Origin of the sequence: Pseudomonas sp. LTR0 (assembly GCF_036630035.1) — a bacterium.
GTDB lineage: Bacteria > Pseudomonadota > Gammaproteobacteria > Pseudomonadales > Pseudomonadaceae > Aquipseudomonas > Aquipseudomonas putida_Y.
On sequence record NZ_CP123734.1, the window covers coordinates 1679064 to 1703091 of the forward strand.

At 62.5% G+C, this 24028-nt stretch carries 26 protein-coding genes; 6 read left to right on the forward strand and 20 right to left on the reverse strand.

The features are described 5' to 3' along the window. The first annotated feature begins 21 nt into the window (after positions 1–21). The gene (locus tag QCL51_RS07855) at positions 22–192 is read left to right on the forward strand and encodes a hypothetical protein (protein WP_223271203.1); all 171 of its coding nucleotides are present in this window, start codon (positions 22–24) and stop codon (positions 190–192) included. 210 nt (positions 193–402) lie between these two features. Here the strand turns inward: QCL51_RS07855 and QCL51_RS07860 are convergent, their stop codons facing one another. Continuing rightward, entirely contained in the window at positions 403–1209 is an 807-nt protein-coding gene (locus QCL51_RS07860; protein WP_103462254.1) for an ABC transporter substrate-binding protein, read from the reverse strand. A 121-nt stretch (positions 1210–1330) separates the two neighbouring features. Between QCL51_RS07860 and dnaX the strand changes: the two genes are divergently transcribed. The 3 genes from dnaX to recR all read left to right on the forward strand — a co-directional run bounded on the left by dnaX (position 1331) and on the right by recR (position 4675). Next, complete coding sequence (gene dnaX, locus QCL51_RS07865) at positions 1331–3406, forward strand: DNA polymerase III subunit gamma/tau (protein ID WP_021783035.1); 2076 nt, start codon at positions 1331–1333, stop codon at positions 3404–3406. A gap of 63 nt (positions 3407–3469) precedes the next feature. Beyond that, complete coding sequence (locus QCL51_RS07870) at positions 3470–3805, forward strand: YbaB/EbfC family nucleoid-associated protein (RefSeq protein WP_003254305.1); 336 nt, start codon at positions 3470–3472, stop codon at positions 3803–3805. 267 nt (positions 3806–4072) lie between these two features. Beyond that, the gene (gene recR / locus QCL51_RS07875; RefSeq protein ID WP_021783037.1) at positions 4073–4675 is read left to right on the forward strand and encodes a recombination mediator RecR; all 603 of its coding nucleotides are present in this window, start codon (positions 4073–4075) and stop codon (positions 4673–4675) included. Between the two features lie 35 nt (positions 4676–4710). On the opposite strand, the gene QCL51_RS07880 is transcribed toward recR, so the two are convergent. The 16 genes from QCL51_RS07880 to ccoN (QCL51_RS07955) form a co-directional block, all read right to left on the reverse strand. Next, positions 4711–5259: an adenine phosphoribosyltransferase gene (locus QCL51_RS07880; RefSeq protein ID WP_009683910.1), complete on the reverse strand. Its 549-nt coding sequence runs from the start codon at positions 5257–5259 to the stop codon at positions 4711–4713. Between the two features lie 54 nt (positions 5260–5313). Next, a complete protein-coding gene (gene fnrA, locus QCL51_RS07885) occupies positions 5314–6048 on the reverse strand; it encodes a Crp/Fnr family transcriptional regulator FnrA (RefSeq protein WP_003254301.1) in 735 nt (244 codons plus the stop codon). 185 nt (positions 6049–6233) lie between these two features. After that, positions 6234–7616 carry an oxygen-independent coproporphyrinogen III oxidase gene (gene hemN, locus QCL51_RS07890; RefSeq protein ID WP_028696985.1) on the reverse strand — a complete coding sequence of 461 codons (1383 nt, stop codon included), beginning with the start codon at positions 7614–7616 and terminating at the stop codon, positions 6234–6236. Between the two features lie 105 nt (positions 7617–7721). Next, positions 7722–8405 (reverse strand): sulfite exporter TauE/SafE family protein, encoded by a 684-nt coding sequence (locus QCL51_RS07895; RefSeq protein WP_021783039.1) that lies wholly within the window; start codon positions 8403–8405, stop codon positions 7722–7724. Continuing rightward, a complete protein-coding gene (ccoS, locus tag QCL51_RS07900; protein ID WP_021783040.1) occupies positions 8398–8613 on the reverse strand; it encodes a cbb3-type cytochrome oxidase assembly protein CcoS in 216 nt (71 codons plus the stop codon). The genes QCL51_RS07895 and ccoS overlap by 8 nt, the downstream gene beginning before the upstream one ends. Continuing rightward, a complete protein-coding gene (locus QCL51_RS07905; protein WP_028696986.1) occupies positions 8592–11066 on the reverse strand; it encodes a heavy metal translocating P-type ATPase in 2475 nt (824 codons plus the stop codon). The genes ccoS and QCL51_RS07905 overlap by 22 nt, the downstream gene beginning before the upstream one ends. A gap of 146 nt (positions 11067–11212) precedes the next feature. Next, positions 11213–11740, reverse strand: a complete 528-nt coding sequence (locus tag QCL51_RS07910; RefSeq protein WP_021783042.1) for a FixH family protein — start codon at positions 11738–11740, stop codon at positions 11213–11215. A gap of 15 nt (positions 11741–11755) precedes the next feature. Beyond that, on the reverse strand, positions 11756–13171 hold the full coding sequence (gene ccoG, locus QCL51_RS07915) for a cytochrome c oxidase accessory protein CcoG (protein ID WP_028696987.1): 1416 nt from the start codon (positions 13169–13171) through the stop codon (positions 11756–11758). A 296-nt stretch (positions 13172–13467) separates the two neighbouring features. Next, a complete protein-coding gene (ccoP, locus tag QCL51_RS07920) occupies positions 13468–14445 on the reverse strand; it encodes a cytochrome-c oxidase, cbb3-type subunit III (RefSeq protein WP_021783044.1) in 978 nt (325 codons plus the stop codon). Next, positions 14442–14633 carry a CcoQ/FixQ family Cbb3-type cytochrome c oxidase assembly chaperone gene (locus tag QCL51_RS07925; RefSeq protein WP_003254287.1) on the reverse strand — a complete coding sequence of 64 codons (192 nt, stop codon included), beginning with the start codon at positions 14631–14633 and terminating at the stop codon, positions 14442–14444. Before QCL51_RS07925 ends, ccoP (QCL51_RS07920) begins: the two co-directional genes overlap by 4 nt. A gap of 5 nt (positions 14634–14638) precedes the next feature. Beyond that, positions 14639–15247, reverse strand: coding sequence for a cytochrome-c oxidase, cbb3-type subunit II (gene ccoO / locus QCL51_RS07930; protein WP_003254286.1), 609 nt, complete (start codon positions 15245–15247; stop codon positions 14639–14641). Next, complete coding sequence (ccoN, locus tag QCL51_RS07935; protein WP_003254284.1) at positions 15247–16689, reverse strand: cytochrome-c oxidase, cbb3-type subunit I; 1443 nt, start codon at positions 16687–16689, stop codon at positions 15247–15249. Before ccoN (QCL51_RS07935) ends, ccoO (QCL51_RS07930) begins: the two co-directional genes overlap by 1 nt. A 737-nt stretch (positions 16690–17426) precedes the next feature. Then, positions 17427–18368: a cytochrome-c oxidase, cbb3-type subunit III gene (ccoP, locus tag QCL51_RS07940; RefSeq protein ID WP_021784452.1), complete on the reverse strand. Its 942-nt coding sequence runs from the start codon at positions 18366–18368 to the stop codon at positions 17427–17429. Further along, the gene (locus QCL51_RS07945; protein WP_021784453.1) at positions 18365–18559 is read right to left on the reverse strand and encodes a cbb3-type cytochrome c oxidase subunit 3; all 195 of its coding nucleotides are present in this window, start codon (positions 18557–18559) and stop codon (positions 18365–18367) included. The genes ccoP (QCL51_RS07940) and QCL51_RS07945 overlap by 4 nt, the downstream gene beginning before the upstream one ends. A gap of 5 nt (positions 18560–18564) precedes the next feature. Further along, positions 18565–19173, reverse strand: a complete 609-nt coding sequence (ccoO, locus tag QCL51_RS07950) for a cytochrome-c oxidase, cbb3-type subunit II (RefSeq protein WP_028698349.1) — start codon at positions 19171–19173, stop codon at positions 18565–18567. Positions 19174–19186: 13 nt separating this feature from the next. Beyond that, entirely contained in the window at positions 19187–20611 is a 1425-nt protein-coding gene (ccoN, locus tag QCL51_RS07955) for a cytochrome-c oxidase, cbb3-type subunit I (RefSeq protein ID WP_003254280.1), read from the reverse strand. 50 nt (positions 20612–20661) lie between these two features. Here ccoN (QCL51_RS07955) and QCL51_RS07960 point away from each other — a divergent pair, with 50 nt between their 5' ends. Beyond that, complete coding sequence (locus tag QCL51_RS07960; RefSeq protein ID WP_021784455.1) at positions 20662–21354, forward strand: alpha/beta family hydrolase; 693 nt, start codon at positions 20662–20664, stop codon at positions 21352–21354. A 113-nt stretch (positions 21355–21467) separates the two neighbouring features. Here QCL51_RS07960 and QCL51_RS07965 read toward each other — a convergent pair whose 3' ends face one another. Beyond that, positions 21468–21752, reverse strand: coding sequence for a pyrimidine/purine nucleoside phosphorylase (locus tag QCL51_RS07965; protein ID WP_021784456.1), 285 nt, complete (start codon positions 21750–21752; stop codon positions 21468–21470). Between the two features lie 74 nt (positions 21753–21826). After that, entirely contained in the window at positions 21827–22378 is a 552-nt protein-coding gene (locus tag QCL51_RS07970; protein ID WP_021784457.1) for an exonuclease domain-containing protein, read from the reverse strand. Positions 22379–22549: 171 nt separating this feature from the next. Between QCL51_RS07970 and QCL51_RS07975 the strand changes: the two genes are divergently transcribed. Next, positions 22550–23350: a transporter substrate-binding domain-containing protein gene (locus tag QCL51_RS07975; protein WP_028698348.1), complete on the forward strand. Its 801-nt coding sequence runs from the start codon at positions 22550–22552 to the stop codon at positions 23348–23350. 40 nt (positions 23351–23390) lie between these two features. On the opposite strand, the gene QCL51_RS07980 is transcribed toward QCL51_RS07975, so the two are convergent. Next, positions 23391–23921 carry an RNA polymerase factor sigma-70 gene (locus QCL51_RS07980; RefSeq protein ID WP_021784459.1) on the reverse strand — a complete coding sequence of 177 codons (531 nt, stop codon included), beginning with the start codon at positions 23919–23921 and terminating at the stop codon, positions 23391–23393. Between the last annotated feature and the right edge of the window lie 107 nt (positions 23922–24028).

A 24028-nucleotide genomic window follows, 5' to 3' on the forward strand; every position in this document is an offset into this window, starting at 1 on the left:
GTCCCGATGGGGTTCGCGTTGATGAATGTTTCCCACTACCTGATGTTCGCCTACAGTGATAGCCGGCGGGCGCTTGAGCGCATTCAGGACGAAGAAGCCAGGCAGTTATTGGAGCATGGGTTGCGGGCCATGCAGATTGCCTGGGGGCAGGCGGATGCTGTCAGCTTGGCGTTTGAACGTAAAGGCCGGTGACATTGAGTTTGTGATAGAGATTGTGAGTGTGCCGCTCAACGCTGTGGGAGCGGGCATGCCCGCGAAGAATATAACGCGGTGGATGGCACCGGCTATGCCGGTGTTCGCGGGCAAGCCCGCTCCCACAGGGATCGCGCCAGCTTTTAGAAATTGAGCAAGACAGTTGCTCCCACAGTGTTTGCGCAAGCGTTCGCGAAATGAGCAGGGCCGTTAGTTGCGCTGGCTGTGTGCCGGCATTTTGCTGGGTATTTCGGGCTGGGCCACAGACATACTCTCCGGCTCGCCCGTCCCTCCATGCCGCTGCAAAATCCGCTCGATCTCCCCCGACTGCTTCATTCTTGCCAGCGCCCGCAATAGCCCTTGAGTCGGTATCGCCGGATCGTTGCGCACCATGCACCCCAAATCCTGTTCGTCCAGCACTGCCAGCGCCTGCAATTGCTGCTCCGCTGGCAACCCTTGGTTGAACCACTGCAACGACAACTGGTTGCTTACCGCATGGCGATACCGGCCTGCCTGCAGCTTTTGCAGCACCAGCAACTGGCTGCGGCTGTCCTCACGGCGCAGCTGGCCTTGGTCCAGCAGCGGTTGCAGGGTTGGATAGGTGTAGCCAAGCACCGTGCCGATCGCCTGAGGTGGCAGTTGCTCCGGGGGTAACGGGGTGCTGTCGCCAGCGCGGCCAACCAGTACGTCGCGCTGATGAAACAGCGGGATACTCCACACAAAATCCCTTGGGCGGTCGTTGAGCCATTGGGTACTGACGTGGCAGCGCACATCAATATCGCCGCTGCTCATGGCCTCCTCCAGGCGCAGGCGTGCCATGACGTGGTACTTGGGGCTAGCGCCCACTTGCCTGGCAACGGCTTGCATCAGGTCGTAAAGCAATCCCTCCACTGGCTGATCGCCTTCGATGCGTACCAGCGGCATGCTCCAGCTCTCGACGACGGAAAAGCGCAGCACCGGCTGGTCAGCCAGGCTGTTTGTAGACCACAGCAGTAAAAGGGCCAGCAGTCTTCGCAAAGGCAATCCTCCCTGGACAATGCGCCATTCCAAGCTTAGACGAGTTGCGCAGGGTGCAATTTTGCCCCCGCTCCGCTAGCATTAGCGATCTTCCGCTCGATCAGGCTACGATGGTTTTTCGATGAGTTATCAGGTTCTTGCACGAAAATGGCGTCCGCGCTCGTTCCGCGAAATGGTCGGCCAGACCCATGTGCTCAAGGCCTTGATCAATGCCTTGGACAACCAGCGCCTGCACCATGCCTACCTGTTCACCGGTACCCGCGGCGTGGGCAAGACGACCATCGCCCGTATTATCGCAAAGTGCCTGAACTGTGAAACCGGCATCACCTCCACGCCCTGTGGCACCTGTTCGGTGTGCCGTGAGATCGACGAAGGCCGTTTCGTCGACCTGATCGAGATCGACGCCGCCAGCCGTACCAAGGTAGAGGACACTCGCGAACTGCTCGATAACGTGCAGTACGCCCCCAGCCGTGGGCGCTTCAAGGTCTACCTGATCGACGAAGTGCACATGCTCTCGACCCACTCGTTCAACGCCTTGCTCAAGACGCTGGAAGAGCCGCCGCCCTACGTCAAGTTCATCCTCGCCACCACCGACCCGCAGAAGCTGCCGGCCACCATCCTGTCGCGCTGCCTGCAGTTCTCGTTGAAGAACATGAGCCCGGAGCGGGTGGTGGAGCACCTCAGTCACGTACTGGCCGCCGAGAACGTGCCGTTCGAGGAAGATGCCCTGTGGCTGCTGGGCCGTGCGGCCGATGGCTCCATGCGTGATGCCATGAGCCTGACCGACCAGGCCATCGCCTTTGGTGAAGGCAAGGTACTGGCCGCCGATGTGCGTGCCATGTTGGGTAGCCTCGACCATGGCCAGGTGTATGGCGTCTTGCAGGCACTGCTCGAAGGCGATGCCAGGGCTTTGCTGGAGGCCGTGCGTAACCTGGCCGAGCAAGGGCCGGACTGGTCGGGTGTTCTGGCCGAAATGCTCAATGTGCTGCACCGTGTAGCCATTGCCCAAGCGCTGCCCGAAGCGGTAGACAACGGCCAGGGTGATCGCGAGCGGGTATTGGCGCTGGCATCGGCGCTGCCGGCCGAGGATGTGCAGTTCTATTATCAGATGGGCCTGATTGGCCGTCGTGACCTGCCCCTTGCACCGGACCCGCGCGGTGGCTTCGAGATGGTGCTGCTGCGTATGCTGGCGTTCCGCCCGGCAGACACGGACGACGCACCGAAGCCGGTGCTAAAGCCAACGGGGATCAGCCAGGCCACAGCTGATCCTGCAGGGCAGGTGGCAGCCGCGGCGCCGGTCGCGCTTTCATCGCCTGTTGCGGCTGTGCCGGCGGAGCCTGTAGCGCAAGCCCCGCAGCTGGAGGTGCCTGCACCCGCGACGGCTGATCATGAACCGGAGGCCGAGGCAGATGTTGAGCTGAAGGCCGAAGCCGAGGCCATCTCCGTACCTGAGCCTGTTGCCGAAGTGGTCGACCTGCCGTGGGAAGAGCCTGCCGTTGCACCCGCGCCGTTAGCGGCCGAACCCGCGCCTGAACCGGCACCTGCGCCCGAGCCTGTTGCCCCGGTGGCGCCCCCACAGGCCGCCCCGGCACACGACGAGCCGCCTTTCGACCCGTCTGCCTACGCTGCCGTGGGGATGGACCGGGACGATGAGCCACCGTTGGACGAAGACTATTACGGCGGCGAAAGCGATCCGGCAGGTTTCAGCTACCTGGACGAGTTGGCCGAACATGTTCAGGAAGACGTGTCCAAACCGGCTGCCGAACCGTTGCCGGCAGCCAAACCGGCCACCGGCCTGGCCTTGCAATGGCTGGAATTATTCCCACAGTTGCCTGTGTCAGGGATGACAGGCAACATCGCGGCAAACTGTACACTGATTGCCGCCGATGGCGACGACTGGCTGCTGCATCTGGACCCGGGCCAGGGGGCACTGTTCAACGCGACCCAGCAGCGGCGCCTGAACGAAGCGCTCAACCAGCACCTGGGGCGCACGCTGAACCTGCGCATCGAGCTGATCCTGCCCGAGCAGGAAACCCCGGCTCAGGCCGCAGCGCGCAAGCGTGCCGAGCGCCAGCAGGATGCAGTTGCTTCGATCGAGCAGGATCCGTTGATCCAGCAGATGATCAAGTTGTTCGGCGCCAAGGTGCGGCAGGATACTATTGAGCCTGTAGAAGCCCTGGTCAGCCAGGGCCAGTAACGGATAACCATGCGGCCGGCCCGGTGCCGGGCCGCATCACATGACCCAATCGAGGTATACCCCATGATGAAAGGTGGCATGGCCGGCCTGATGAAGCAGGCCCAGCAGATGCAGGAAAAAATGCAGAAGATGCAGGAAGAACTGGCCAACGCCGAAGTCACCGGTCAGTCCGGTGGCGGGCTGGTGAGTGTGGTGATGACCGGTCGTCACGACGTCAAGCGCGTCAGCATCGACCAGAGCCTGATGTCGACTGATGAAGATGACAAGGAAGTACTGGAAGACCTCATTGCCGCTGCGCTGAACGACGCAGTGCGCAAGGTTGAGCAAAGCAGCCAGGAAAAGATGGGCGGCATGACCGCCGGCATGCAGCTGCCGCCAGGCTTCAAGATGCCGTTCTAAGGGCATTGCGATACGCAAAACCGCCGCTGATATCAGCGGCGTTTTTTTTACGTAGATTTCAACCCAGGCGCGGTCTGCTTTTTTATGTCGGGTGCAACTGTTGTGCTCGAACTTTGAAATTTTGCACGATCACTGTGGCTTTCCAGTTTTGTGCAAGGCAATTGCGCTCATATAACTGCAGGCCGCGTAGACTTGGGGTGACCTGATTTGACGCCACCGCCCTCGCTGGGTATAAACCGCCTCTTATTGAATTGTCAGGCCTTTCCCATGAGCTTCAGCCCCCTCATCCGCCAACTGATCGACGGCCTGCGCATCTTGCCAGGTGTCGGTCAGAAAACCGCCCAGCGCATGGCCCTGCAACTGCTCGAGCGCGACCGCAGCGGTGGGCTGCGCCTGGCTCAGGCCTTGACCCAGGCCATGGATGGGGTGGGCCACTGCCGTCAGTGTCGCACCCTGACCGAGCAGGAGCTGTGCCCGCAGTGCGCCGACCCGCGCCGTGACGACACCCAGCTGTGCGTGGTCGAGGGGCCGACCGATGTGTATGCGGTGGAGCAGACGGGCTACCGTGGCCGTTACTTCGTGCTCAAGGGGCACCTGTCGCCGCTGGATGGCCTGGGGCCTGAGGCGATCGGTATTCCGCAGCTGATGGCGCGGATCGAAGAGCAGGGCACCTTTACCGAGGTGATCCTGGCGACCAACCCGACGGTGGAAGGCGAAGCGACGGCGCATTACATTGCCCAGTTGCTGAGCGAGAAAGGGCTGGTAGCGTCGCGGATTGCCCATGGTGTGCCCCTGGGCGGTGAGCTGGAGATGGTGGACGGCGGTACCTTGGCCCATGCCTTTGCAGGGCGCCGGCCCATTTCGCTCTGATTCATTGGGGCTGCAAAGCAGCCCCAAAAGCCCACTCAGTACTCGCTGAGGGAAAACTCGGTCAGGCAGAAGGTAGGCACCCCGGCCGCTTGCAACCGACGCGACCCGTCCAGTTCCGGCAGGTCGATGATCGCCGCCGCCTCGAACACCTGCGCCCCGGTACGACGCACCAGGTTGGCCGCCGCCAGCAGGGTCCCGCCAGTTGCTATCAAATCATCGAAGATCAACACCGAATCGCCTTCGCACAGGCTGTCGGCATGCACTTCCAGGAAGGCCTCGCCGTACTCGGTCTGGTAACCCTCGCTCAGCACGTCGGCCGGCAGCTTGCCCTGCTTGCGGAACAGGATCAGCGGCTTGTTCAGCTGGTGGGCGATGATCGAGCCGATCAGGAAGCCCCGCGCGTCCATGGCGCCGATGTGGCTGAATTCAGCCTCGACATAGCGCTCGATGAACTGGTCGGCCACATAGCGCAGCCCGCGTGGCGACTGGAATAACGGGGTAATGTCGCGGAAGATCACACCCGGTTTGGGGAAGTCCACTACCGGGCGGATCAGGGCTTTGAGGTCGAAGGCGTCGCTGTGCATTGTTGCGGGTATCCTGGGAAAACGAATGCCCAAGTATACCCGCTAAACGTGGCCTCAGGCCTCGATTGCACCACCGGCCAGCGCGCACAGCTGGATCGGGTCGAGAATGTGCACTTCCTTGCCCTCGGCGCGCAGCAGGCCGTTCTGCTGGAAGCGGGTGAACACCCGCGACACGGTTTCTACGGCCAGGCCAAGGTAGTTGCCGATTTCGTTGCGCGACATGCTCAGGCGGAACTGATTGGCCGAATAGCCGCGGGCGCGGAAGCGCGCCGACAGGTTGACCAGGAAGGTGGCAATGCGCTCGTCGGCGGTCTTTTTCGACAGCAGCAACATCATTTGCTGGTCGTCGCGGATTTCGCGGCTCATTACCCGCATCAGCTGGCGACGCAGCTGCGGCAGTTGCACCGAAAGCTCGTCAAGCCGCTCGAAGGGGATTTCACACACCGAAGTGGTTTCCTGGGCCTGGGCCGATACCGGGTAGGCCTCGGTATCCATGCCCGACAGGCCGACCAGTTCGCTGGGCAGGTGGAAGCCCGTGATCTGCTCTTCGCCGCTGTCGCTGAGGCTGAAGGTTTTCAGGGCCCCGGAACGTACTGCGTAGACCGAGCCAAAACTGTCACCCTGGCGGAACAGAAACTCGCCTTTCTTGAGCGGTCGCCCGCGTTTGACGATTTCATCCAGTGCGTCCATGTCTTCCAGGTTCAGCGAAAGAGGCAGGCACAGGGGGGCCAGGCTGCAATCCTTGCAATGGGCCTGGTTGTGTGGGCGCAGTTTGACTGGCTCGGACATTTGAATCGATCCTTGTGGGAAAGCACACATAAGTCGTAAGGGTAACTCACGACACAGGGTGTAGGCCAGTGTGCGCGGTGATGGTGCGCGCTGGCGAAACCCCGGCAGGTGGCCTGCCGGGAGTCCTTGTGTGCTCATAGTGTGCCTGACAAGGAAGCTTGTCCATGCGGTGAACGCCTTGTTTTTCAGATCACCCGCGAGAAACGCTGGCGGTTGTGCATTGCCAGATACGCGTCGAACACCATGCATACCGAGCGCGCCAGCAGCCGGCCGGCCGGCAGGATGCGAATACCCTTGTCGTCCAGGCTGATCAGGCCGTCGCGCTGCAAGGTCAGCAGCTCGGGCCAGAGGTCGTTGAAGTAACCGCGAAAGTCAAGGGTGAAGGCCTGTTCGATGGGCTCGAAATCCAGCTCGAAATGGCAGATCAGCTGCTGGATCACCGCCCGGCGTATACGGTCGTCGTGGTTGCACAGCAAGCCGCGCTGGGTGGCCAGCTGGGCGTTGGACAGGCTGTCCTGGTAGGTGCTGAGGTCACTGCTGTTCTGGCAGTACAGGTCGCCGATCTGGCTGATCGCCGACACGCCCAGGCCAATCAGGTCGCAGTGCCCGTGGGTGGTGTAGCCCTGGAAGTTGCGCTGCAAGGTGCCTTCTTCCTGGGCAATGGCCAGTTCGTCGTCGGGCAGGGCGAAGTGGTCCATGCCGATGTAGCGGTAACCGGCGGCGGTCAGTTGGTCGATGGTGGCGTGCAGCATCTCCAACTTGGCGGCGGCGCTGGGCAGGTCGTTGCTGTCGATGCGCCGTTGCGGCATGAAACGCTCTGGAAGGTGGGCATAGTTGAACACCGACAGGCGGTCGGGCTGCAGGCGGATCACCTCTTCGACGGTGCGGGCGAAGCCTTCCGGGGTTTGCTTGGGCAGGCCGTAGATCAGGTCGAGGTTGACCGAGCGAAACTGTAGCGTGCGGGCAGCCTCGATCAGGGTGCGGGTCTGCTCCAGGCTCTGCAGGCGGTTGATCGCCCGTTGTACGGCCGGGTCAAGGTCCTGCACACCCAGGCTGACGCGGTTGAAGCCCAGTTCGCGAAGCAGGCCCATGGTCGACCAGTCGGCTTCGCGAGGGTCGATCTCGATGCCGTAGTCGCCGGAATCGTCGTCCAGCAGGTGGAAGTGCTGGCGCAGGGTGGCCATCAGTTGGCGCAGTTCCACATGGCTGAGGAAGGTTGGTGTGCCTCCGCCAAAATGCAGCTGTTCAACACGTTGTTTAGGGTCCAGGTGGCAGGCGATCAACTGGATTTCCTGCTCCAGGCGCTGCAGGTAGGGCGCGGCGCGCGCGCGGTCCTTGGTGATGACCTTGTTGCAGGCGCAGTAGTAGCAGATGTTGGCGCAGAACGGCACATGCACGTACAGCGACAGCGGGCGCACGGCCCGTCGGCTCTCGCGCAGGGCGTTGAGCAGGTCGAACGAACCCACCTCGCTGTGCAGTTGCACGGCGGTTGGGTAAGAGGTGTAGCGTGGCCCGGCGAGATCGTAGCGGCGGATCAGGTCGGTATCCCAACGTAGTTCGTCGAGCATGAGGGTAGTCCCCGGAAAGAGCAGCAGTGCACCGGAGTCTATGGCCGTCTGTAGGAAACTGTGTTGATTTGTATCAAGGGCATTGGGGCTGCCTTGCAGCCCCCGTCAATGCCCCATCAGCCAGTGCTGGTGTGGGCCCGGCAGGGTCCAGACACCGAATAGCATCACCAGCACACCGCCCGCCACGCGCACGCTGCGTCGCCGCAACAGGGCGTTTACCCGTTCGGCAGCCAGCCCGGTTGCCAGCAACACCGGCCAGGTGCCCACCCCGAACGCGAGCATCAACACCGCGCTGTACCCGGCGTTGCCCTGGCTGGCCGCCCACAGCAGGGTGCTGTAAACCAAACCGCACGGCAGCCAGCCCCACAAGGCGCCCAGCAGCAACGCCCGGGGCAGGCTGGACACTGGCAGCAAGCGCGACGCCAGCGGCTGAATATGCCGCCACAACCCGCGGCCAAGTGCCTCGATACGGGTCAGCCCGCTCCACCAGCCGGCCAGGTACAGGCCCATGGCAATCAGCAGCAGCGCCGCAGCCACCCGCAGCGCCAGCGCTGCCGGGCTGCTGGCCACGGCCCAGCCTGCCAGGCCCAGCAACAGGCCGGCGCAGGCATAGCTGAAAATGCGCCCCAGGTTATACGCCAGCAACAGGCGCAGACGCTTGCCGCGTTGTTCGGGGGGGATGGCCAAGGTCAGTGCGCCCATCAGGCCACCGCACATGCCCAGGCAGTGACCGCCACCCAGCAGGCCAAGGACCAGTGCCGAGCCCAGCAGCGGAAGCAGGTCAGGCACGGGGAGGTGGTTCCTTGTCGGTGTCGGCCGGGGCGTCGTCAGGCTTCACGGCCGCCTGGTGGCGCGGGTCCTGATCGTCGAACAGGATGCTGTGGGCGGGGCCTTCAAGGTCGTCGTACTGGCCGCTGTCTACCGCCCAGAAGAAGATGTACACGGCCACGCCGACCAGCAGCAGGGCTGCCGGAATCATGACATAGAGGGCGGGCATGGCGACTTCCTCCCGGGTAAAGGGGCTTCGTGGGGCAGCGGGCCAGAGGCCACGGGCATACGGGTCAGGCGCAGGGCATTGAGCACCACGATCAGCGAGCTGACCGACATGCCGATGGCGGCCCACACCGGCGTGATCCAGCCGAGCGCGGCAAACGGCAACATCAGGCCATTATACAGGGTCGCCCACAGCAGGTTCTCGAGGATGTTGCGCCGCGTTCGACGGGCCAGGTCGAAGGCCTGCACCAGCGCCTGCAGGCGGTTGGACAGCAGTACGGCATCGGCGCTGGTCTTGGCAAGGTCGGTGGCGCTACCCATCGCGATGCTGATGTCGGCGGCGGCCAGCACCGGCACATCGTTGACACCGTCGCCGAGCATCAGCACTTTGCGCCCCTGTGCCTGCAGGGCTTTCAGCCGGTCAAGCTTGTCGTCTGGCCGCAGGCCGCCAATGGCCTGGTCGATGCCCAGTTGTGCGGCCACTTCGGCAACCATTGGCGAGCTGTCGCCCGATAGCAGCAGCGTGCGCCAGCCACGTGCCTTGCAGGCAGCGAGCAGGGCCGGGGCATCGTCGCGCAGACGGTCGTCCAGGCCAAACCAGGCCAATGGCCCCTGGCGGTCGCCCAGCAGCAGCCATTGGCCGCGCGGCTCTGGCACGGCGGGGATTTGCGCGCCGCTCAAGGCGCAGACGAAGGTGGCCTGGCCAATGCGCAGGCGCTGCCCGTCCACCAGCCCTTCCAGGCCGAGGCCAGGTATGGTCTGCACATCATCGGCAGGCGTGGCGGTACGACCGAAGGCGCGGGCGATGGGGTGCTCGGAGCGGTTTTCCAGCGCGGCGGCAAGGGCCAGGCAGCGGTCGGCTGCCTGGCTGCCGAGCGGGCGAATGCTGCGCAAGGCCAGGCGGCCCTCGGTCAGTGTGCCGGTCTTGTCGAAGATTACCGTGTCGATCTGGTTCAGGCCTTCCAGCACATGGCCGCGGGTCACCAGCAGGCCGAGCTTGTGCAAGGTGCCGGTGGCGGCCGTAAGCGCAGTTGGCGTGGCCAGCGACAGCGCACAGGGGCAGGTTGCCACCAGCATCGCCAGCACGATCCAGAACGCCCGCGTCGGGTCCAGGTGCCACCACCACAGGCCGATGGCAACGGCGGCCAGCAGCGAAAACAGCAGGAACCACTGCGAGGCGCGGTCGGCAATTTCCGCCAGGCGCGGTTTTTCGGTCTGGGCGCGCTCCAGCAGGCGGACGATGGCCGATAACCGTGAATCGTGACCGAGGGCTTCGACTTCCACGTTAAGGGTGCTTTCGACGTTCAACGTGCCGCCGGTGACCCGTTCGCCTACTTGGCGGGGCTGTGGCAGGTATTCGCCGGTCAGCAGTGATTCGTCGACGCTGGAGCGGCCTTCTACGATACGCCCGTCGGCCGGGATTACTGCGCCTGGCAGCACTTGCACGGTGTCACCGCAGTGCAGTTCGCCAAGGAGGATGCGCTCGCTGCGGCCGAAGGCGTCCAGGCGCAGGCACGAGGCCGGCAGCAGGTTGACCAGCTGCGCAGTGGCCGCAGCCGTGCGTTCTCGGGCTCGGCGTTCCAGGTAGCGGCCGGTGAGGAGAAACAGGGCGAACATGCCCACGGTGTCGAAATACAGCTCGCCGCTGCCGGTGATGGCCGTCCAGATGCCAGCACCGAAGGCAAGGCCAATGGCCAGCGACACTGAAACGTCCATGGTCAGGTGGCGGGTGCGCAGGTCGCGTGCCGCGCCTTTGAAGAATGGCGCGCAGCTGTAGAACACGATGGGGATGGTGAGGAACAGCGCAACCCAGCGCAGAATGGTGTGCAGTTCGGGCGACAGGTCGATGTTGAACTCCGGCCAGGTTGCCATGGTTGCCATCATTGCCTGGAACCACAGCAGCCCGGCCACGCCCAGGCGGCGCAAGGCGCTACGGTTTTCCCGGGCCAGCTGCTCGGTGGCCTTGTCGGGCTGATAGGGGTGGGCGGCGTAGCCGATCTGTCGCAGCTCGGCGAGCAGGCGCGACAGCGGTAGCTGCTGGTCATCCCAGTTCAGCAACAGGCGGTGATTGGACAGGTTCAGGCGCGCTTCGGCGACACCGGGCAGGTTGCGCAAGTGCTTTTCGATCAGCCACCCGCAGGCAGCGCAACTGATGCCTTCGACCAGCAGGGTGGTTTCGGCCAGCTCGCCCTGGTGGCGGACGAAGGTTTGTTGCACGTCACTGCGGTCGTAAAGGGCCAGCTCGTCCTGCAACTGCCTGGGCAGGGCTTCGGGGTTGGCGCTAGCGTCACTGCGGTGCTGGTAGTAGTGCTCCAGGCCTCCAGCGACGATCGACTCGGCCACCGCCTGGCAACCTGGGCAGCAGAACTGCCGGGGCTGGCCGAGGACCACGGCGGTGAAGCGGCTGCCGGCGGGGACGGGCAGGGCGCAGTGGTAGCAGGGGGTGGGTTGGGTCATTGCGTCATTGCCTTACAGATCGGCCGGCCTGAATCGAAACCTGTAGGAGCGGGCTTGCCCGCGAATGCGTCAGGCCTGAAAACAACGTTGCCTGAGCTATCGCATTCGCGGGCAAGCCCGCTCCTACACAGGGAGAAGTGGTACGACTATTGGTGTTCGGCGCCTTGCAGTGCTTCATCACCCAGCTGCAAGGTCACACCATGCGCCACTTTTTCCTCTTCGAACAAGCGCCACACCTGGCCCCCTTCGCTACCCAGCAGTTCGACAAAGCGGCGCCCGTCGACCTTGTCTTCCAGCTGCCCCACATAGCGCCCTGCTTCTACCCGGCTTAGCAGCACCTTGCGGTCTTTCTCTGGCTGGGTTGGCGAAATCAGGTTCAGATCCAGGCTTTGCGGGTCGCTGTTACCGGTCAGACGCAGGTCCACTTCGCCAGTCAGCTCATCGAGGTGCACACTGGCCTTCAAGCCTAGCTTCTGCGCCAGCAATTCACGGTCCAGTGAGCGGTTGATGCCTTTGCCGGCCTCGTAGTAGTTGTCGTTCACCAGGTTGTCCGGGTTATGCACAGCGATGCTGACCATGGTCAGGCTCAGGCACACCGAGGTGGTGAGGATGCCGATGATGATCCAGGGCCAGAGGTGCTTGTACCAGGGGCTGGCGGCGGTGGCGGCAGGCATTGTGCGTTATCTCTCTTAGCGGATCTGTGGGCCGATGAAACGGCTCTTGGCTTCAACCTGGGCGTCACTGTCGTCGGCGCTCTTGAGGATGAAGGTGATTTCGTTGGTGGTCGATGGCAGTTTCTCGGGGGCAACCGACAGCTGCACGGGAAGGCTGACGATATCACCGGCTGCCACGCGGATTTCGCGTTGGCCTTCGAGCTTGAGGTCCGGCAGGCCGGCCGCGTCCAGCACGTAGACGTGATCGCGCTGGTCCTTGTTCATCACCTTCAGGCTGTACACGTTCTCGATCCGGCCCTGGGCGTTTTCGCGGTACAGCACACGGTCTTTGCTGACGTCGAAGCCGACCAGCGAACGGGTGGCGAAGGCCGTCGCCAGCCCGATCATCATCACCAGCAGTACCACGGCATAGCCGATCAGGCGCGGGCGCAGCATGTGGGTCTTCTGTCCGGACAGGTTGTGTTCGGTGGTGTAGCTGATCAGGCCTTTGGGGTAGTTCATCTTGTCCATGATGCTGTCGCAGGCATCGATACAGGCGGCGCAGCCAATGCACTCGATCTGCAGGCCGTCACGGATATCGATGCCGGTAGGGCAGACCTGCACGCACATGGTGCAGTCGATGCAGTCGCCCAGGCCTTGGGCCTTGTAGTCAGCGTCCTTTTTTCGTGGCCCGCGGGTTTCGCCACGGCGTGGGTCGTAGGACACGATCAGCGTGTCTTTGTCGAACATCACGCTCTGGAAGCGTGCATAGGGGCACATGTACACGCACACCTGTTCGCGCAGCCAGCCGGCGTTGCCGTAAGTGGCGAGGGTGAAAAAGCCGACCCAGAAGTACGCCCAGCCATCGGCCTGGCCGGTGAAGAATTCAATCACCAGTTCACGGATCGGCGAGAAGTAGCCGACGAAGGTCATGCCGGTGACAAAGCCGATCAGCAGCCACAGGCTGTGCTTGGCGAATTTGCGCAGGAACTTGTTGCCGCTCATGGGGGCTTTGTCGAGCTTCATGCGCTGGTTGCGATCACCCTCGGTGACCTTTTCGCACCACATGAAAATCCAGGTCCACACGCTTTGCGGACAGGTATAGCCGCACCACACCCGGCCGGCGAACACCGTGATGAAGAACAGGCCGAAGGCGGCGACGATGAGAATGCCCGAGAGCAGGATGAAGTCTTGCGGCCAGATGGTAGCGCCGAAGATGTAGAACTTGCGTTCGGGCAGGTTCCACCACACAGCTTGGTGACCACCCCAGTTCAGCCACACGGTGCCGAAGTACAGCAGGAACAGTGCGGCACCCCCGACCATGCGCAGGCGACGGAACAGGCCGGTGAAGGCGCGGGTGTAGATCTTTTCCCGGGAAGCGTAGAGGTCGACGGAATCCTTCCCTTTGCTGGCAGGCGGGGTGACATCATGTACCGGAATTTGCTTGCTCATCATCAAGTCCCACGGCAGTGGAGAAACGCCGCGGCCTGTGCGTGCGGGCCGCAGTCTCGCGCAATCTGCTAGCGCTCTGCGGTCCATGATACGCCGCTGAGGGCGGTATGGGATCGCACTGCGACCTTTAGTCGCGTTGGGTTCGTGGTATGAAACGTGTTATGGCGGGTGTCAATTGATCCAGGTCACTTGCCTGCGAGAAATGCTGTGCCAGTACCGGCCTCTTCGCGGGTAAACCCGCTCCTACAAGGATCCTGTGTAGGAGCGGGTTTACCCGCGAAGAGGCCAGGCCTGCCTTACTCAGCCTTGGCCGGTTCAGCCTGGTGCGACAGGCTGTAAACATAAGCCGCCAGCAAGTGCACCTTGTCGTTGCCCTGCAGCTGTTCCTGGGCCGGCATCTGCCCCTGGCGGCCATAACGAATGGTCTGCTGCAGCTGGGCAAAGCTCGAACCGTAGATGAACGCCTGCGGGTGGGTCAGGTTCGGTGCGCCCATGGCGGGTGTACCTTTGCCTTCCGGCCCGTGGCAGGCCACGCAGTTGGCAGCAAAGATCTTCTGCCCGTTCTCGACATCGGCTTTCGCGCCCTCAGGCAATGTGCGGCCATCGAGTTTGCTGACCACGAATGCAGCCACATCGGCCACGCCCTGGTCACCGATTACTTCGGCCCAGGCCGGCATCACGCCATGGCGCCCGCCCATGATGGTGGTCTTGATGGTTTCCGGCTCGCCGCCCCAGCGCCAGTCATTGTCGGTGAGGTTGGGGAAGCCGAAGGCGCCCTTGGCGTCGGAACCGTGGCACACCGAGCAGTTGGAGGCGAACAGCCGCGCGCCCATTTTCAATGCCTGCGGGTCCTTGGCCACATCCACGATGGGCATGGCCGCGAACTTGGCGAAGATCGGCCCGAAGCGGGCGTCGGCCTTGGCCATTTCCTTTTCCCACTCGTGCACGCCGGTCCAGCCCGGCTGGCCGTTGGAAAACTCGGTCTGCTTGTCGTTATCCAGGTACGAATAGCCCGGCAGGATGCCTTTCCAGTTGCCCAGGCCCGGGTACAGCACCAGGTAGCCGAGGGCGAAGATGATGGTGCCGACGAACAGCCAGAACCACCATTTCGGCAGCGGGTTGTCGTACTCCTCGATGCCATCGAAGGCATGCCCGACGGTTTCGTCGGTAACCTCTTCGCGCTGGCCCTTGCGGGTCGACAGCAGCAGCCAGGTCAACGAGAAGATGGTGCCCAGGGTCAGGACGGTAACGTACAGACTCCAGAAGGTTGTCATTGTTGTTTGCTCCCAGAAGCTTTTGCTTGCTCGACGTGCCGGGTGGCCTCGGGGTCATCCGCGAAGGGCAGTTGGGTCGCTTCGTCGAAGTCCTTTTTACGCCGTGGGTTGAACACCCACAGCGCCAGGCCCACGAAGGCCACCATCACCACGACGGTGCCCAGGCCGCGAATCATCCCGATATCCATCAGTGTCACCGTTTGCTTTTGATGATGGTGCCAAGACCCTGCAGGTACGCGACGATGGCGTCCATTTCGGTCTTGCCCTTGACCGCGTCACGAGCGCCGGCAATGTCGGCGTCGGTGTACGGGGTGCCGAGTGTGCGCAGCACTTCCATCTTCTTCGCGGTGTCTTTGCCGTCGAGCTTGTTCTCGACCAGCCACGGGTAGGACGGCATCTTCGATTCCGGTACCACGTTGCGCGGGTTGTACAGGTGCGCACGGTGCCAGTCATCGGAGTAGCGGCCACCGACGCGGGCCAGGTCCGGCCCGGTGCGCTTGGAACCCCACAGGAACGGATGGTCCCACACGCTCTCACCGGCTACCGAGTAGTGGCCGTAACGCTCGGTTTCGGCACGGAACGGGCGGATCATCTGCGAGTGGCAGCCCACGCAGCCTTCGCGGATGTAAATATCGCGGCCTTCCAGCTCCAGCGCGGTGCGCGGCTTCATGCCCTCGACCGGCTTGTTGGTGACGTCCTGGAAAAACAGCGGGACGATCTGGGTCAGGCCACCGACGCTCACGGCGATGACCATGAAGAAGGCCAGCAGGCCTATGTTCTTCTCGACGGCTTCATGCTTCATCAGTGCGCTCCCACAACGACGATCTTGGCGGCCTCTTCAGCCTGTGCCGGGTTGGCGGCACGTACGGTACGGAATACGTTGTAGGCCATCAGCAGCATGCCGCTGGCGAAGAACGCACCGCCCAGGGCGCGGACGATGTAGCCAGGGTGGCTGGCCTGCAGGGCTTCGACGAAGGAGTAGGTGAGGGTGCCGTCATCGTTGATGGCGCGCCACATCAGGCCTTGGGTAATGCCGTTGACCCACATCGAGGCGATGTACAGCACGGTGCCGATGGTGGCCAGCCAGAAGTGCGCGTTGATCAGGCCAATGCTGTGCATCTGCTCGCGGCCGTAGAGTTTCGGGATCATGTGGTACACGGCGCCGATCGAGATCATTGCCACCCAGCCGAGGGCGCCGGCGTGGACGTGGCCAATGGTCCAGTCGGTGTAGTGCGACAGTGAGTTCACGGTCTTGATGGCCATCATCGGGCCTTCGAAGGTGGACATACCGTAGAACGCCAGCGACACCACCAGGAAGCGCAGGATCGGGTCGGTGCGCAGTTTGTGCCAGGCGCCCGACAGGGTCATCATGCCGTTGATCATGCCGCCCCAGCTTGGCGCCAGCAGGATGATAGACATCACCATGCCCAGCGACTGCGCCCAGTCAGGCAGGGCGGTGTAGTGCAGGTGGTGCGGGCCAGCCCAGATGTACAGGGTGATCAGCGCCCAGAAGTGCACGATCGACAAGCGATACGAGTAGATTGGCCGCTCGGCCTGCTTGGGCACGAAGTAGTACATCATCCCCAGGAAACCGGTGGTGAGGAAGAAGCCCACGGCGTTGTGGCCATACCACCACTGGATCATCGCGTCGGTGGCGCCGGAGTAGGCCGAGTACGACTTGAACAGGCTCACCGGCAGCGAGATGTGGTTGACGATGTGCAGCATCGCGGTCACCACGATGAAGGCGCCGTAGAACCAGTTGCCGACATAGATGTGCTTGGTCTTGCGCTTGACGATGGTGCCGAAGAACACCAGGCCGTAGGTAACCCAGACGATAGCCAGCAGGATCGCCAGCGGCCACTCGAGCTCGGCGTATTCCTTGGTGGTGGTGTAGCCCATCGGCAGGGTGATCAGCGCGCCGACGATGACGGCTTGCCAACCCCAGAAGGTGAAGGCGGCCATGCTGTCGGAGATCAGCCGGGTCTGGCAGGTGCGCTGCACCACGTAGTAGCTGGTGCCGAACAGCGCACAGCCCCCGAAGGCGAAGATCACCAGGTTGGTGTGCAGCGGGCGCAGGCGGCCGAAGCTGGTCCAGGGAAGGTCCAGGTTCAGCTGCGGCCACACCAGCTGCGAGGCGATGAAGACGCCGAGGCCCATGCCAAGGATCCCCCAGACCACCGTCATGATGGCGAACTGGCGGACGACCTTATAGTTATAAGCAGTCGGACTGATTGCTGTGCTCATTCTAAGGTTCCACGGTTTTGATGTTCTTGTTGGTCGAAAAATCGGCGCCAGTATTGATAACCAGCAAGGTTACCGCAACGCAACTTTGGTACGCCGACCCGTGTCCAGGCCCGTTCACTGATGTCCCGCAGGGATCGGGTCTTGGCGATTGTACACAAATAAATATTTGTAATGTGTACCGTTTTTCACCTTTTTCTGATCGATCGGTCAAGCTTTTTTTGGGGCGGCGACAGGCCATGCACCGCGTCTGCATCGCTCCTTTCGCAGCGATGCCCATTGAGGCAACAAGCTTAGTTGTGTTCGGTGGGGGTGCAAGGGAAGGGGGCTGAGGGGGGATGTAAGGGTTGAGTGTTGTGGTGGGGCGGGGGGAAAGGGTTGAGTGTTGTGGTGGGGCGGGGTGTAAGGGTTGAGTGTTGTGGTGGGGCGGGGGGGGAAAGGGTTGAGTGTTGTGGTGGGGCAGAGATCGAGCGCCGTCCGCGCGGCGCATCGCGAGCTGCGCTCGCTCCTACGTTTGTTTCGGGCCAATCATTCCTGTGGGATTTGCGCGCGAACGCCTTGGCGCATGTCGCGATTTCGCGTGGTACGGGCCAGGCGGTCGCGCGCGCCTGGCACAGGAGGGACTGGCCCGAAACAAACGTAGGAGCGAGCGCAGCTCGCGATGCGCCGCGCGGGCGGCGCTCGATCTCACAGGCGCCAAATCCCTTTCTCTAACAGGCGCCAAATCCCTTTCGGCGAACTCACTGTGCAGTCACAGTCTCGGCCGAACCCTCCCGCGACAGGCTATACACATAAGCCGCCAGCAAGTGCACCTTGTCATTGCCCTGGATCTCGGCCTGCGCCGGCATTTGCCCCTGACGACCATAACGAATGGTCTGCTGCAGCTGGGCAAAGCTCGAACCGTAGATGAACGCCTGCGGGTGGGTCAGGTTCGGTGCGCCCATGGCGGGTGTACCTTTGCCTTCCGGGCCGTGGCAGGCCACGCAGTTGGCAGCAAAGATCTTCTGCCCGTTCTCGACGTCGGCCTTCGCGCCCTCAGGCAATGTGCGGCCATCGAGTTTGCTGACCACGAATGCAGCCACATCGGCCACGCCCTGGTCACCGATCACTTCGGCCCAGGCCGGCATCACGCCATGGCGCCCGCCCATGATGGTGGTCTTGATGGTTTCCGGATCGCCACCCCAGCGCCAGTCACTGTCGGTGAGGTTGGGGAAACCAAAGGCGCCCTTGGCATCGGAACCGTGGCACACCGAGCAGTTTGAGGCAAACAGGCGACTGCCCATTTTCAGCGCCTGCGGATCCTTTGCCACTTCTTCCACGGGCATGGCGGCGTATTTGGCGAAGATCGGACCGAACCTGGCATCGGCCTTGTCCATTTCCTTCTGCCATTCGTTGGCGCCGGTCCAGCCATTTTCATAGCCCGGCAGGATGCCTTTCCAGTTGCCCAGGCCCGGGTAGAGGATCAAATAGCCGACCGAGAACACCAAGGTGCCAACGAACAGCCAGAACCACCACTTGGGCAGCGGGTTGTCGTACTCCTCGATGCCGTCGAAGCTATGGCCCATGGTCTCGTCAGTGGTGTTGTTGCTCTGGCCCTTGCGCGTGGCGAGCAGCAGCCAGGTCAGGCCAATCAGGCTACCGATGGTCAGTACGCTGATGTACGTACTCCAGAACGTGGTCATTGCCCGTTACTCCTTTTTGCAGCAGGCTCCTGCCCGGCAGGGGGCAGGCGGTCGTCGACGAAGGGCAGCAGGCGCGCTTCGGCGAAATCACGGTCGCGGCGGCGGTTGAAGACCCACAGGGTGAGGCCGATGAAGGCAATCATCACCACCAGGGTGCCCAACCCGCGGATCATGCCGATGTCCATTTCCATCGCACTCACCTCTTGTTCTTGATCGCGGTGCCGAGCACCTGCAGGTAGGCGACCAGCGCATCCATCTCGGTCTTGCCCTTGACCGCTTCGCGGGCGCTGGCAATGTCGTCGTCGGTGTACGGCACGCCCAGGGTGCGCAGGGTGCGCATCTTGACGTCGGTGTGGCTGTTGTCGACCTGCTGGGCAACCAGCCACGGGTAGGATGGCATCTTCGACTCCGGCACCACGTTGCGCGGGTTGTACAGGTGCGCACGGTGCCAGTCGTCCGAGTAGCGGCCACCGACCCGGGCCAGGTCCGGCCCGGTGCGCTTGGAACCCCACAGGAACGGGTGGTCCCACACGCTTTCACCGGCCACCGAGTAGTGGCCGTAACGCTCGGTTTCGGCGCGGAACGGGCGGATCATCTGCGAGTGGCAGCCCACGCAGCCTTCGCGGATGTAGACATCGCGGCCTTCCAGTTGCAGCGCGGTATAGGGCTTCATGCCCTCCACCGGTTTGTTGGTGACGTCCTGGAAGAACAGCGGGACGATCTGGGTCAGGCCGCCGATGCTGACGGCAAATACCATCAGCAGGGCCATCAGGCCGACGTTTTTCTCGATGACTTCATGTTTCATCAGGCGTTTCTCCTCAAGCCAACTGGGCGTTCGCAGGGGCGACGTCAAGCGCTGGCGAACGCACGGTGCGCCAGGTGTTCCAGGCCATCAGGAACATGCCGCTGAGGAAGATCGCGCCGCCGACGAAGCGCACGACAAAGCCTGGGTGGCTGGCCACCAAAGTTTCCACGAACGAGTAGGTCAGCGTGCCGTCGCTGTTGACCGCGCGCCACATCAGGCCCTGGGCGATGCCGTTGACCCACATCGAGGCGATGTACAGTACGGTACCGATGGTGGCCAGCCAGAAGTGCGCATTGATCAGGCCGAGGCTGTACATGCGTTCTTTGCCGAACACTTTGGGGATGGTGTGGTATAGCGCGCCGATCGAGATCATCGCTACCCAGCCGAGAGCGCCGGCGTGGACGTGGCCGATGGTCCAGTCGGTGTAGTGGGACAGGGCGTTGACCGTCTTGATGGCCATCATTGGCCCTTCGAAGGTGGACATGCCGTAGAACGCCAGCGACACCACCAGGAAGCGCAGGATCGGATCGCTGCGCAGTTTGTGCCAGGCGCCCGACAGGGTCATCATGCCGTTGATCATGCCGCCCCAGCTGGGTGCCAGCAGGATCAGCGACATCACCATGCCCAGCGACTGCGCCCAGTCGGGCAGGGCGGTGTAATGCAGGTGGTGAGGGCCGGCCCAGATGTACAGGGTGATCAGCGCCCAGAAGTGCACGATCGACAAGCGATACGAATACACTGGCCGTTCGGCCTGCTTGGGCACGTAGTAGTACATCATCCCCAGGAAGCCTGCGGTCAGGAAGAAGCCCACCGCGTTATGGCCGTACCACCACTGCACCATGGCATCGGTGGCGCCAGCGTAGACCGAGTAGGATTTGGTCAGGCTGACCGGCAGCTCCAGGTTGTTGACGATGTGCAGCAGCGCCACGGTCAGGATGAAGGCGCCGAAGAACCAGTTGCCGACGTAGATGTGTTTGGTGTTGCGCTTCATCAGCGTGCCAAAGAACACGATGGCGTAGCCCACCCAGACGATGGTTATCAGAATGTCGATCGGCCATTCCAGTTCGGCGTATTCCTTGGAGCTGGTGTAGCCCAGCGGCAGGCTGATGGCCGCCAGCAGGATAACCAGTTGCCAGCCCCAGAACGTGAACGCGGCCAGGCCCGGTGCGAACAGGGTGGTCTGGCAGGTGCGTTGCACCGAATAATAGGAGGTGGCGAACAGTGCGCAGCCGCCGAACGCGAAGATCACCGCATTGGTATGCAGGGGGCGCAGGCGGCCGAAGCTGGTCCAGGGGAGGTCGAAGTTGAGGGACGGCCAGGCGAGCTGGGCGGCGATGAAGACGCCGAGCCCCATCCCGACGATTCCCCACACCACCGTCATGATGGCGAATTGGCGGACCACCTTGTAGTTATAGGCGGTACTGCTGGTTGTGTTCATGTATGGGTTCCCATCCACGGTTATTTGGCAGGCTTTACAGCGAGGCAAGCATGATTAATGGGCAAAGTGCCGGTATTGACGGGGATCAATGGGCGAAGGTCGCAAATGTCCCAGGCTTGCGCTGCGATCCTCCGCCGGTTGAAGGTAAAGAGGGCTACAAGGGGTGCCTGATCCTGGCCCATGGCGCGGGCGCGCCGATGGACAGCGGGTTCATGGACGAAATGGCGCAAAGGCTTGCGGCTCTTGGGGTAGCGGTAGTGCGCTTCGAGTTCCCGTACATGGCCGAGCGCAGGGTTACCGGTGGCAAGCGGCCGCCTAACCCGCAGAAGGTGTTGCTTGAATGCTGGCGCGAGGTGTACCGGCAAGTGCGACCTTTGGTCGCGGGCAAGCTGGCCGTGGGTGGCAAGTCCATGGGGGGGCGCATGGCGAGCCTGCTGGCCGACGAACTGGGCGCGGATGCGCTGGTGTGCCTGGGTTATCCATTCTATGCGGTGGGTAAACCCGAGAAGCCACGGGTAGAGCACTTGGCCGAGTTGAAGACACCGACGTTGATCGTGCAGGGCGAGCGGGATGCGCTGGGTAACCGCGAGGCGGTGGCGGGGTATGCGTTGTCGCCGGCGATCGAGGTGAGCTGGCTAGTGGCGGGGGACCATGACCTGAAGCCGTTGAAGGCTTCGGGGTTCAGCCATGAGCAGCATTTGCAGGCGGCGGCTGAACGTGTTGCTGATTTCCTGAAGGATTAGTGCTGGATTCTTCGCGGGTAAACCCGCTCCCACAGGATGGTCACAGGGTCCGAGGACGGTGATACGCCTGAGGGAGCGGGTTCACTCGCGAAGAGGCCGGCACAGGCCGACGCTTAGTCGCGGTACTCGCACAGGTAGGCCGTATCCACCGCCACTTTCAGCTGGAACTTGCTGTCGGCGGCAACATTGAACTTGTCGCCTGCCTTGAAGGTTTCCCAGTTGTCGCTACCTGGCAGTTTCACGGTCAGCGCGCCCGATACCACATGCATGATCTCGCGCTTGGCAGTGCCGAATTCGTATTCGCCCGGAGCCATGACGCCGACAGTGGCCGGGCCTTCTTCGCCCGAGAATGCGATCGACTTGACGGTGCCGTTGAAGTACTCGTTGACCTGGAACATGGGCGACTCCTGAAAAGAGGTGATGAAAAAGGGCTGGCCAGTATGCCCAAGCCCACAGGCCTCGTCATCTGCTTTCAGGGGCTGTTGGCGGGCAGGGTCAACGGTAATAGCCGCGCCGTGTTGCGCGCATCTTCCAGGGCCCTGTGCTGTTGCCCGCAAAAGTGCATGCCGGCCAGTTGCAGGGCGCCGTTCAGGCCGGTGGGGCGCTGCAGATGGCGGGCCTTGGCAAAGCGTTGCTTGAGGTTGATGTGCGGCAATGTGCGCAGCAGGCTGTCGAGGCTGTGCTGCTGCCACTCCTGGTGCAATTGCTGGCGGTCGTAGTCGCCCCAGCTGACCCAGGCCTGAAGCTGCCCGCGGTGGTGCCCCAGCCAGCGCTCGAAGCTTGCCCACACCTCGCGAAACGGCGCGGCGTTGTCCACGTCGGCCTGGCTGATGTGGGTCAGCTCACGGCAGAACGGGGTAAGCTGCGGCCGCCGCCGTGGCTTTACAAAACGCTGGAAATGGTCGACCTCGCGGCCTTCGCGGGTAACCAGGCTTGCGCCAATTTCAATGACTTCCATCTCTGTGACCGGCCACCCACCATCGTCGGTGGTGGCTTCCAGGTCGATCACCAACCAATGGCCCATACCAGGCTCCCTTGCAGATCCTGCTAGAGCGTAGCCAATGTCTGGGCATACGGCATCCTATGGCATTTTGCCGCCTGCTTTGGCACAAAGAGCAGACGCCAGTAGTTGTGCCGCCCCTGGAAAACGCCTAGCTTAGGCGCATACAGGCATAAACCGTGATGAGTGTCCGTCTTGACTCCAGTGCCCGGCCTCAAGGCCTTGTCCACCCTGATGCTGCTGGCCGTGTTCTGGTTGGCGGCACCGGTATGGGCTGGCGAAGCGGTCGAAGTGAAGATTGGCGCGGCCCATTTCCCGCCTTACACGGTGCGCCCCGAGCAAGGCGCCGATACCGGTTTGCTGCCGCAGTTGGTCAATGCACTCAACCGGGCGCAGCAGCACTATCACTTCGTTCTTGTGCCTACGTCTATCCAGCGGCGCTTCGGTGACTTCCAGCAGGGCCGCACCGACATGGCAATTTTCGAGAACCCACAATGGGGCTGGGAGCAAATTGCTCATCAGGCCGTGGACATGGGCCTGGAAGATGCCGAAGTGTTCGTTGCCCGTCAGGCAAATGGCAATGATCCACATTACTTCGATGACCTGCGCGGTAAACGCCTGGCATTGTTCAACGGCTACCACTACGCGTTCGCCGGCTTCAACGCTGACCCGAATTACCTGCGCAAGACATACAACGCGACCCTGACCTATTCCCACGACAGCAACCTGCTGATGGTGCAGGCCGGCCGCGCCGATATCGCCCTGGTCACGCGCTCCTACCTCAGCGATTTCCTGGCACGCAACCCGGCGAGCAGGGCTCAGCTGGTGCCTTCGCAGCGCATTGACCAGGTCTATCACCACTACGCCTTGCTGCGCCCAGAGGCGCCTATTGACGAGCAGTCGTTCGCTGCCCTGCTGCGTGGCCTGCGTGACAGTGGTGAGCTGGCGCGGATCTTCGACCCCTACCGCATCACAGTCAGCACGCGCAGGCCTTGATTCCCGCCCGATGGCATCGTAGATGTTGTCGAAGAGTAACTCAGGCTTGCCGGTTGGCGGTCTTGCGGCAATGCACCAATGCATCGCGAATCATGAAGTTGACCAAGGTCGGTGACACCCCCAGTTCCTTCGCAATGTCCTTCTGCGGTACGCCATGCAGGCGGTACATCTCGAACGCATAGCGGGTACGTTGCGGCAGCTCGTTCAGCGCCTGGGCAATGTCGTCCAGTGCGGCAAGGTTGATATGGGTGGCTTCGGGCGAGGCATTCTGGATAACCACATTCAGGCCTTCCTCCTCACTGCCGGAGTACTTCAGCTCCATTGTCTGCTTGCGGTAGTGGTCGATCGCAAGGTTGCGCACGATCTGGAACAGGTAGCTCAGCTGCGCCTTGAATGACGAGGTGATCTGCGGGGCAGCACCGAGCCGGAAGAAGGCGTCCTGCACCACATCCTCGGCGCGGGAGCGGCAGCCAGTGATGCGGGCAGCGATCTTGACCAGGATGTTGCGGTTGTCGACGAAGGCCTGCAGTAATGGTGAATCGCACTTACTTGTGGATAGTTGTTCCGCCATGGAAATCACCTTGTCACAGAGAGGAAAGGAGGCACCCAAAGCTGGGAAGCTTCCTACGACGTGCGACAAATTATGTAGAATGATAATGATTGTCAAATGCGAAACTA